Origin of the sequence: Paraburkholderia xenovorans (assembly GCF_046030735.1) — a bacterium.
In the GTDB taxonomy this organism is placed as follows: domain Bacteria; phylum Pseudomonadota; class Gammaproteobacteria; order Burkholderiales; family Burkholderiaceae; genus Paraburkholderia; species Paraburkholderia xenovorans_A.
Genome location: NZ_JAQQBV010000032.1, coordinates 74,422 through 84,551, shown reverse-complemented (window position 1 = coordinate 84,551; position 10,130 = coordinate 74,422). Strand labels below are relative to the sequence as shown.

General features: G+C 64.6%; 9 protein-coding genes. 2 read left to right on the top strand and 7 right to left on the bottom strand.

Translation table 11 applies throughout. From position 1 onward, the window contains the following. Positions 1–95 precede the first annotated feature (95 nt). The 7 genes from PQQ51_RS26545 to PQQ51_RS26515 form a co-directional block, all read right to left on the bottom strand. Complete coding sequence (locus PQQ51_RS26545; protein ID WP_408499950.1) at positions 96–821, bottom strand: phosphorylase; 726 nt, start codon at positions 819–821, stop codon at positions 96–98. A 3-nt stretch (positions 822–824) separates the two neighbouring features. Then, positions 825–2,870, bottom strand: coding sequence for a squalene--hopene cyclase (shc, locus tag PQQ51_RS26540; protein WP_408499948.1), 2,046 nt, complete (start codon positions 2,868–2,870; stop codon positions 825–827). Further along, positions 2,867–4,135: a hydroxysqualene dehydroxylase HpnE gene (hpnE, locus tag PQQ51_RS26535; RefSeq protein WP_408499946.1), complete on the bottom strand. Its 1,269-nt coding sequence runs from the start codon at positions 4,133–4,135 to the stop codon at positions 2,867–2,869. Before hpnE ends, shc begins: the two co-directional genes overlap by 4 nt. Positions 4,136–4,139: 4 nt before the next feature. Continuing rightward, positions 4,140–4,988: a presqualene diphosphate synthase HpnD gene (hpnD, locus tag PQQ51_RS26530; protein ID WP_408499944.1), complete on the bottom strand. Its 849-nt coding sequence runs from the start codon at positions 4,986–4,988 to the stop codon at positions 4,140–4,142. Positions 4,989–5,174: 186 nt separating this feature from the next. Next, entirely contained in the window at positions 5,175–6,116 is a 942-nt protein-coding gene (locus tag PQQ51_RS26525) for a sensor domain-containing diguanylate cyclase (protein WP_408499942.1), read from the bottom strand. Continuing rightward, a complete protein-coding gene (locus tag PQQ51_RS26520; RefSeq protein ID WP_408499940.1) occupies positions 6,113–6,736 on the bottom strand; it encodes a chemotaxis protein CheC in 624 nt (207 codons plus the stop codon). Before PQQ51_RS26520 ends, PQQ51_RS26525 begins: the two co-directional genes overlap by 4 nt. After that, positions 6,729–7,097 (bottom strand): response regulator, encoded by a 369-nt coding sequence (locus PQQ51_RS26515; protein WP_408499938.1) that lies wholly within the window; start codon positions 7,095–7,097, stop codon positions 6,729–6,731. The genes PQQ51_RS26520 and PQQ51_RS26515 overlap by 8 nt, the downstream gene beginning before the upstream one ends. Here PQQ51_RS26515 and PQQ51_RS26510 point away from each other — a divergent pair. Together PQQ51_RS26510 and PQQ51_RS26505 are read left to right on the top strand one after the other, a co-directional pair. After that, positions 7,084–7,602, top strand: a complete 519-nt coding sequence (locus tag PQQ51_RS26510; RefSeq protein WP_408499936.1) for a hypothetical protein — start codon at positions 7,084–7,086, stop codon at positions 7,600–7,602. The genes PQQ51_RS26515 and PQQ51_RS26510 overlap by 14 nt on opposite strands. Before the next feature lie 186 nt (positions 7,603–7,788). Beyond that, positions 7,789–10,083 carry a hybrid sensor histidine kinase/response regulator family protein gene (locus PQQ51_RS26505; protein ID WP_408499934.1) on the top strand — a complete coding sequence of 765 codons (2,295 nt, stop codon included), beginning with the start codon at positions 7,789–7,791 and terminating at the stop codon, positions 10,081–10,083. Positions 10,084–10,130: the final 47 nt, after the last annotated feature.

The following is a 10,130-nucleotide window of genomic DNA, read 5'->3' as shown; positions in this document are numbered from 1 at the left end:
GCCGCGGCAAAGAAAGTAAGTGCCGCCCCGCACAGGGGCCACCCAAATAGACCCAAAACAAATCAGGAAAACCCCAAAGCAGGAATCAAAAAAGGCTATGGAGCGACAAAAACCCCACCCATCCGAATAGCCTCCCGAGCCAACAAAAGAGACCCACGCGCTCCGCGCGCATCCACAGCGACTTGAATAAGCGCCTTCAGCTGCGAAGGCTGCCGCACCAACTCCCGAAGAATAGGGCCAACAGCGGTACTTCCATCATCCCGTAACCCGGCCATCGCGGCCGAAGGCAAACTCCGCCAAGCGGGATCAACAACAGCGCGGCACACCGCAAACGGCACCCCTTGCGCAGCAGCAGCCGCACCCGCGATATGCGACTCCATATCGACAGTCAGCGCGCCGCCGGCACGATGCAACACGCGCTTATCCTCAGCCGAGACCAAAGGCTTGCTCACCGCCGCAACCAAACCCCGCCGCAACCGCGCCTGAAGCGGCCCATCAGCCAGCGCAGCCACAAACCTATCTGCCCAGGAACGATCGGTAGCAAGCCGCCCAAACGGCCCCTCAACAGCGTCGGCAACAACCACAGTCCCAGGCTCGAGATCCGGCGCCAACCCACCGGCCGTCCCGAAACTGACAATCCCGGAACATCCACGTGCGATGGCAGCACTCAACGCCCGCTCCAACAAGTCAGCACGCGCCGCGTAAACAACCTCGACACCTTCACCGCGTGCGATACGCGCTTCAAACGCCATCCCGGTAACGACGACAACCGGCAACACGCCACGACCTGCATCGGCAAACGGCGTCATGGAAGAAGCCATCAATTACATCCCCACCGCAACGCGCGTCAGCCCATTGCGCTTCAAATGACGGAACCGCGCGAGCGCCCACAACGGGAAAAATTTGCGATACCCGTGATAACGCAGATAAAACACGCGCGGAAAACCGGTCGCGGTAAACCGCGTCTCATCCCACAGACCATGCTCGCGCTGCTCACGCTGCAAATAGTCGATACCACGCGCCACAGCCTCATGATTCACCTCGCCGGCCGCCATCAATCCCATCAACGCCCATGCGGTCTGCGAAGCGGTACTCGGCGCGCGCTCATACCCGTGGTAATCGAGCTTGTAGCTCTCACCACCTTCGCCCCAGCCACCGTCTTCGTTCTGAATCGACAGCAGCCACTGCGCGGCGCGCTTGATACGCGGATCGTCGTGCGGCATACCGGCGGCGTTCAACGAACACAACGCGGTCCACGTGCCGTAGATGTAATTCAGACCCCAACGCCCATACCAGCTGCCGTCCGCTTCCTGCTCCTTCAGCATGTAGTCGAACGCGCGCTGCGCCGGCTCGCTGCCTTGCGGAAATTCGCCGAGTTGCGCAAGCATCGACAGACAACGCCCCGATACGTCGGCAGTCGGCGGATCGAGCAACGCGCCGTGATCGGAGAACGGAATGTTGTTCAGGTAGTACTGCGTGTTTTCCGGTTCGAACGCACCCCAGCCGCCGTCGCTGCTCTGCATGCCGACCACCCACTCGCGCGCCCGCGCAATGGCGTCACGGTCCACGTCCGATTGCGTCAGCGCGGCCGAACGCTGCATTGCCATCACCACGACTGCCGTATCGTCGACGTCCGGGTAATGCGCGTTGTTGTACTGGAACGCCCAGCCGCCGGGCCGCACATTCGGACGGCGCGAAATCCAGTCGCCGCGCACGTCGAGAATCTGCAGCGGACGCAGCCACGCGAGGCCGCGCTCGGCCGCCTGTTCGGCGTGCGCTTCGCCGGTTTCGAGCAGCGCGTGAGCGGCCAGCGACGTATCCCATACCGGCGACAAACACGGCTGGCAATATGCTTCGTCATCCTTGACAACGAGCAGCTTCTCGATCGATTCGCGGGCAATCGCGCGATTCGGATGATCGGCCGGATAGCCGAGCACGTCGTACATCATCACCGAATTGGCCATCGCCGGGAAAATCGCGCCGAGGCCGTCCACGCCGTTCAGCCGTTCATCGACGAAAGCCACTGCCGAGCGCACCGCACGTTCGCGCGTGGCTTGCGGGAACAGTCCGTCGACCGCGCGCAGCAGTACATCCACGCCGCTGAAGAAACGGAACCACCCGACATGCTGATGCGGCGCCCGATCGCGTGGACCGGTGTTGACCGGCGCACCGCGAAATACCTCGTCGATACGCACCTTGCGCGGATTGCGCGCCAACGGCCGCTTCGCGTTCAGCACCAGCAGCGGCACGATCACGGTACGCGCCCAGTACGACACCTTCGACAGATGGAATGGGAACCACTCGGGCAACAGCATGATTTCGACCGGCATCATCGGCACTGCGCGCCACGACACCACGCCGAACAGCGCGAGCAGAATCCGCGTGAACACGTTGACCGCTTCCGCGCCGCCATTCGCCAGGATCGATTCGCGCGCGCGCACCATGTGCTCGGCATCCGGCGAGTCGCCGATCATCTTCAGCGCGAAGTACGCCTTCACGCTCGCGCTGACGTCCATCGCGCCGTCGGTGAAGAGCGGCCAGCCGCCGTCGGCGAGCTGGATGCGGCGCAGATAGCGCGCAATCTTCTGTTCGAGTTCGAGGTTCGGCGTTTCGCCGAGGTAGTGAACCAGCAGCACATATTCGGCGGGAATCGTCGCGTCGGCTTCGAGTTCGTAGACCCAGTGGCCGTCCGGCTTCTGCGCGGCGAGGATCGCGTCGGTGGCGCGCGTGATCGCCGCGTCGAGGGACGACGCACCCGTTTGCGGCACGGCGGCCGGAACCGTAGCCGGCGCATCCGGCGCCGCGGCGGCGAATTCGGGCAGCACGTCACCTGACGGCTGCAACGGCTGGGCTTGAGATAAATCGTTCATCGGCGTTCCATCGGTTGGTTCAGCAGCGTGTCCGCGGCCTTCTGGCCTGAGCGGATCGCGCCTTCGATCGTCGCGGGCAGGCCGGTAGCCGTCCAGTCGCCCGCGAGCATCAAATTGTTCCAGCGAGTCCGCGTGCCGGGGCGTAGCGTCTCCTGATCGGGAAGCGGCGCAAACCTCGCGCGCGGCTCCATCGTCACCCGCCAGGCCGGCATCGGCGCAGCGGGCAAGCCAGTGGTCTGGGCCACTTCGGCCCAGACGGTTTTTGCCAGTTCTTCATGTGGCGTGCCGAGCAGCCGCCCGGCGCCGTCGATCGTTACCGACAGGCGTCCTTCAGAAGCGAACAGCCATTGGGCCGTCGCGTTGAGGAGGCCCGTGACCGGCGCCAGTCCGAACGGCGGTTCGACCGCGAAGTGCACATTGACGGTCGCGGAGAAGCGATTCGGCGCGCGCAAACCCGGCACGAGCGACTGCGCGGCTTCCGGCGGCACGGCGAGAATCACCGCCTGATTGGCGTCGATCGCGATGGACTCGGCAGCGAAACTCAATGCGTCCACGCGGCTTTTGTCCGCCGCGAAGACGATCCCGTCGAGGCGCGATCCGAGCCGGATCGCCGCGCCGCCGTGCTGCAACAGCCGCAGCGCGGGATCGACGAAGGCACTGCTCAGGCCGTTGCGCGCGACCAGCGGCCGGCATGCGAGTCCGCCGGCAAGCAACGTTTCCCGCACGGCCGCCGCCGTCAATTCCGCCGACGCCTCACGCGGCTCGACATTCAGCAACGCGAGAAACAGTGGACGCAGCAGGCGATCCCACAGCGGCCCGTTGCAGCGCATCGTCTGCACGACGGTACGGCCGGGTTTCGCGAACAGGAGCGGCACGAGCGCCAGATAATCGGCCGGTCCGGTATTCGGCACACGCGCGTTCGGGTCGAAAATCCACCACGGCAAACGGCTCGCCGACATGCGCACGGTCCAGCGGGCTCGCGTCGCCAGATCGACGAACGGGTAGTCGGGCAGCGTGGGACCGTGCAGTTCGTCGGCGGCGCCGATGGCGCGTGTGTAGTTGAGCGTCGCGTAGTTGCCCGACAGCACCATGTGATTGCCGCTGTCGAGGGTCGCGCCCAACTGGGTGTCGTAATACGAACGGCAACGGCCGCCCGCCTGAAGACTCGCCTCGTGCAGCACGACTTGCGCGCCGCGCCGCTGCAACTGCACCGCGGCGGCCAGGCCGGCGAGGCCGGCGCCGATCACATGTACGAGCCTCGGCATCAGCTCAGAAGAGCGCGTAACGCGCGACGATCCACAGCAGGCGCAGTTTCGGCTTGCGGACCTTCGTGCGCGGCAGGTCGAAGCCGCGCTCCACGGTACGCTCGAGCAGCACGCGATACACACCCGACATGATGCGCGGCGCGCGTACGTGGTTGCGCGGCTCGCGATTCATGATCGCGTCGGAGGCAGCGAAGTGCTCGCGGGCCCGCGCGACGAGCGTCGCGCATACACGCGGCAGCGAAGGGTCGTCGGCGATCTCCACCGGGCTCTTCACCGCGATCCCTTCGCGCGCCAGCAACTCATGCGGCAGGTAGCAGCGATTGATGCCGGCGTCTTCGTCGATATCGCGCAGGATGTTGGTCAGTTGCAGCGCGCGGCCCAGATGATGCGCGAGCAAGCGGCCGGGCTCGTCCTGCATCCCGAATATCCTCACCGATAAGCGGCCCGCCGCGCTCGCGACACGGTCGCAATAGAGGTCGAGCGTGGCTTCGTCGGGCGCGCAGATGTCGGCGGCGGCGTCCATCGCCATGCCGTCGATCATCGCGTGGAAATCTTCGCGCTGCAGGTGAAACGTGTGAATGTGCCGTGTCAGCGCGCGCAGCGAAGCGCGCGGCGCGCCGGCATAGCACGCGTCGATGTCGGCACGCCAGCGCTCGAGCGCGGCGGCGCGTTCGGCGCGCGGCAGGTCGCTGTCGGCGATATCGTCGACGGCACGGCAGAAGGCGTAGACCTGATACATCGCATCGCGCTGCGCGGCAGGCAGAATGCGCATGGCGAGATAAAACGAGCTGCCGGACGTGGCGGCAGCGGCGTCGACTTCTGTATCGTCCACGACAAGATTGGAAACAGCCAAGACGATCTCCGCTGGAGGCGCCTGCTGAAAGGCGTTCAGGAAATTTTTAAGGCCCGCCCGAAGGGCAAGCGGCACGCACGGGGGACACGCCCGAAACTCCCGGCCTGCGGGCCGGAAACGGCGAAAAGTATAACAATCTTTGTGAGATGACGCAGTTTTGGAGCGAATAAGGGGCCCGAAGACCGCCTAGCCGACGAACGCCACTGACCGGTTGCGTCCTTGCCGTTTGGCGCTATACAGCGCCGCATCGGCTTCGTTGATCAGCACGTCGTAAGCCGGCGCACCCGCACGCGCCGCCGCGCCGCCGACGCTCGCCGTCACCGGCACGCTGGTGCCCTGCACCTCGACCGGCGTGTCGGCGATCGTGCAACGAATCTTTTCCGCGACGCGCATCGCGTCCTCGAGCGGCGTGCAGGGCAGCAGCAGCGCGAACTCCTCGCCGCCGAAGCGCCCGAACGTGTCCTGCACCCGCACCACCTGCGCGACCCGCTGCGCCATCACGCGCAGCACCGTATCGCCGACGCCGTGGCCGAACTGGTCGTTGATTTTCTTGAAGTGGTCGAGATCGAACAGCAGCACGGACATCTCGCCGCCGTAGCGCTGCCAGCGGACATATTCGTCGCGCAGACGCGCTTCGAAAAAGCGCCGGTTGGCGATGCCCGTCAGGCCGTCGCGGTCTGCGTATTCCTGCAGCTTGGCGACCGCTTCCTCGCGCTCGCGCTGCACGATGCTGACATGCGTGACGTCCGAGATGGTCACGCACACGGCCACCACCTCGCGCTCGCGCATCAGCGGCATGAAGGTGCAATCCTGCTGCATGAAGTCGACGCCGCCGGTAATCGGCCGGTCGTGATCGAACTTGAAGAGATAGGGCCGCTGCTCCCACGAACTGAACGCGAAGCTGCCGAGCTGGAACACGCTTTCGATCTTGCGCGAGAGCCATACGCGCGGCAGCTCGGGGAAATTGTCGAACAGCGATTTGCCGACCATCTGTTCCGCCGACAAACCGCTATGGTCCTGCATGAAGCGGTTCCACATCAGCACATTCATGTCGCGATCGAGCACGAAGATGCCGAACCCGACACGCTCGACAACCAGATCGCTCAACGATTCCGCGGGCACATTCATAGACTGGACAACAACGCGTCAAGCGCTCCGCTCATGTGACGGATCGACTCTTCGGCCATCAGCATCACAAGATGTGCACGGAAACTCTGGTCTTCCAGCGCGAAATTCACCTCGACCAGCAATGCGACCTCCCATTGCAGGACATCGGGCTGAAACACTTCGTCGAGCGTCAGAGCCTCACCGAGCAGGCCCGGCGCGGAGAATACCGGCGTGCGGCCGAGTTGATCGAGAATGGACGATACGCACGCGCCGGTCAGCACGTTCGCGACGTCGAACACGAGCTCCTGCTGGCTCACGGCCTCGTAGCTCGAGCGCGCGTACGGATCGCTGACGAGCGAACACAACTGCTCGACGCTGTCGCTGCGGCAGATCACCAGCGCTTCGCCCTTGATGTCCGAGCGGAAACCCTGGCGCACGGCGCTTACCCTGTCCTCGATCCCGGTCATCTCACGCAACGCCTGCGCCGCCTCGCTAACCGCCACCACCCGCACGCGCGGCACCGACAACTCGATGAACGCGTCGAGCAGACGCGCGAGGCGCGTCGCGGCCTGGCCCATCGCCAGATTGGCGACCTCTTGCAGCGCGTCGCGCTGATCTTCGGTGAGGACTGGCTCAGACATACAACCCGTACTCCTTGAGGATGGGTAGTACCGCCTCGGGCGTCACGGGCTTGGCGATGAACGCGGCGGCGCCGAGCGTGCGCACGCGCTGCTGGGCCATCGGCTGAACATCGGCGGAAACGACGATGACGAAAGTGTTCAGATCCTCATGCTGCAACGCTTCCAGCACCTGATAGCCGGTCATGTCCGGCATCGTCAGGTCGAGGAACATGACCGACGCTTTGCCTTCGCGATACAGCGCGAGCGCTTCGCGCCCGTTCGCCGCGTAGGCGACGTCGACATCCCAGTCCGGCGGCAATGCCTTGGTGAGCACCTTACGGGCGAGCAGCGAATCATCGGCGATCACAATGGGCAAGGACATGGACGGGTCGGAAAGCGGAATGAGATCTGACGCGATAACGGCGGCAGAGACGGTTTCTTTAGTGCGCGGCCTGTCGACCGGTGGCAAGAAGGGCGGAAGCTTGCGGGAGCACAGCCTGCCGGCGTGCCGGGTTTTGTCGCGCCGCGTGCGGACGACGCACCGACGCAATGCTTGTGGCGGAACCGGCGGCCATGCAGAGATGCATGCGCGCACGGTGAAAGACGGCGATGACCGGCATGTTCGAAGCCTACGTAGAGAATCCCCGCGGCTTCATGGATCGGGCTGTCATTTGCCGCGCGCGTGTTCCGCAAGCGCCTTTTCGTCGCGCGTCGTACGCGCATCCTGGCTACCCCGCGGCAGATCCGTCCGAACATGGCGGACGCATTTTTATCGTGGCGCCGATTTTCGAAGCAATCCGGTGGAAAGGCAATACGCCAAAATCGCAATCATTAACGAGATATTCCTTTTGGATGGCCTTTTGGAAAAAATTTCGATAGATATTTAAAGATTAAATTTACATTTATACTTTTGTGTACGTTTGCGCTTCACGATTCGTCGCTGATTCAGAAAGCACAGGATTGGATGCTTTCTCCTTCCTTCGCGGTAACAACGGCGGCCGTTGCGTGTCTATGCTTCTCGTATGATCGCGGCTTCCCGCTTTTTGTCCCGAACGATCCACGCGTTACCGACCATGACACCAGACCGGTTCGACCCGCCTCAAGCGAACCCGCTTCCCGCTGACCGGCAAGAAGACGAGGCGCGCGACGCACTCTTTCCGGCCGTGCCGGAGCAGAACTTCCACGTGCGGCGCATCACGCTGATCGCGCTGCTGATCGCGGCGATCGTGCTGCCGTGCGTGTACGTGGTGGCGATGGCGCTCAGCGATCTGCGCACGCGCGAGGCCGAAGCCACCGATGTCACGCTACGCACCGTGCGGGTCGCGGACGAACATGCGCTGAAAGTGTTCGACATGAACGAGACGCTCGATTCGCGCATCGTCGATCTGACACAAGGTCTCGACGACAACGGCATTCGCGCACAGGAATCCACCATTCACGAGAAGCTGCGCACGATGGGCGGCGGCTATCCGCAAGTCGCGGCGGTGTCGATCTTCGGCAGCCATGGCGAGTTGCTTGCCAGCAGCCGTTTTTACCCGGCGCCGCCGGTTTCGATCGCCGATCGCTCCGATTTCACCGGCATTCGCGACAGCAAGGATCTGGAGCACGTGTCGAAGGTCATGATCGGACATGTCGCGGGCGAGCAGGTGTTCAACATGGGGCTTGAACGACGCGACGCCGGCGGCGGGTTCGCCGGTGTCGTCTCGGTTGCGTTGCGGCCGAGCTATTTCAGCGCGTTCTACCGTGAGCTGCTGGGCGGCAGCGACGACTCGCCGATGACCATGAGCCTGATCCGTACGGACGGCGCGATCCTCGCCCACTATCCGGGCGGCCCGCGCGCGCCGTCGGCCATGGCGCCGAATTCGCCGCTCGCCGAGGCGTTCGCGCAGGGACGGCGCGCTGGCGTCGTGCGCGTTCATTCGAGCGTCGACGACGACAGCCTGATCGTCGCCTTCCGGCGCGTCGGTGCATATCCGGTGTATGTGTCGTGCGGCTATCGCACGTCGGCGATCTGGGCCGGCTGGTATAAGCACCTGAGCGTGCTGATCCTGTCCATGTTCACGCCGTCGATCGTATTGTGGTGCGTGATCTGGCTGTCGCTGCGGCGGCTCGGCGCCGAGGAAGAGGCGTGGGAGCGCTGGCAGGCGGAAGCGTCGATGCGCCGTTCGATCGAATCCGCGTACCGTCAGTCGCGCAAGATGGAAGCGCTGGGCAATCTGGTCGGCAGCGTCGCGCACGATTTCAACAACCTGCTGATGATCGTGTCCGCCAACGTGCAGATCGTGCGACGGCGCGGCGCGCCAGGCTTCGACCGCGAGTTGTCGGCGATCGAGCGGGCGCTCAAGAGCGGTCAGTCGCTCACGCGGCAACTGCTCGGCGTCGCGCGCAAACAGCCGTTGCGCAACGAGACGCTCGCGCTCGACCGCTGGCTGCCGAGTTGCCGCGAATTGCTGCGTGCCTCCCTCGGCGCGAAGATTTCGCTGGTGATGGATATCGGCGTGGACATCTGGCCGATGCGCGTCGACGTGGCGGAACTCGAACTCGCGCTGATCAACCTCGCCGTGAACGCGCGCGACGCGATGCCCGCCGGCGGGCGCTTTACCGTGCGCGCCGCCAACATCCATTTCCGTCACGAGGACGGCTTTCCGCTCACCGGCGACTTCGTGCAGTTGTCGCTCGAAGATACGGGCGTGGGCATGCCGCCGGAAGTGCTGTCGCACGCGTTCGAGCCGTTGTTCACGACCAAGCCGAAAGGGATGGGCACCGGTCTCGGGCTGCCGCAGGTGTTCGCCTTCTGCGAGCGCTCGGGCGGCCTTGCGGCGATCGACAGCGCAATCGGCGCGGGCACTTCGGTGCGTCTTTATCTGCCGCGCGCGGCGGCGGCCCCCGCAGCCGAAGAGCCGGCCGAAACCGGCGCCGATGAAAGCAGTACGCCGCAGGGTTTGCGCATTCTGCTGGTGGAGGACAACGAAGAAGTGGCCGCCGGTACTGAAGCGCTGCTCCAGATGATGGGCCACCAGGTCACCGGCGTCTTCAACGCGGACACCGCGCTGCGCCTGTTCGACGACGCCCACGCGAAGCAGGCGCGCACCGGCGAGCCGCTGCCGTTCGACCTGGTGCTGTCCGACATCCACATGCCGGGCGCGATGAACGGCATCGATCTCGCCGAAGCCGTCCTCGCCTTCGACACGAAGCTGCCGGTCATTCTGGTGACCGGCTACGCGGAAGAACTCGACCGCGCGCGTCACGTGGATGTGCGCGTGCTGTCCAAACCCTTCGATATCGCGTTGCTGGAGGAGCTTCTGCAGGCGATCCAGCGCGACCTTGCGCAGGCGGGCGCTCAGCAGGCCGCGCATCCGGCTGGGTGAGGCTCGCTGGCTGAGGCTCGACGGTCGCGATTTACCGGCGGTTGTAA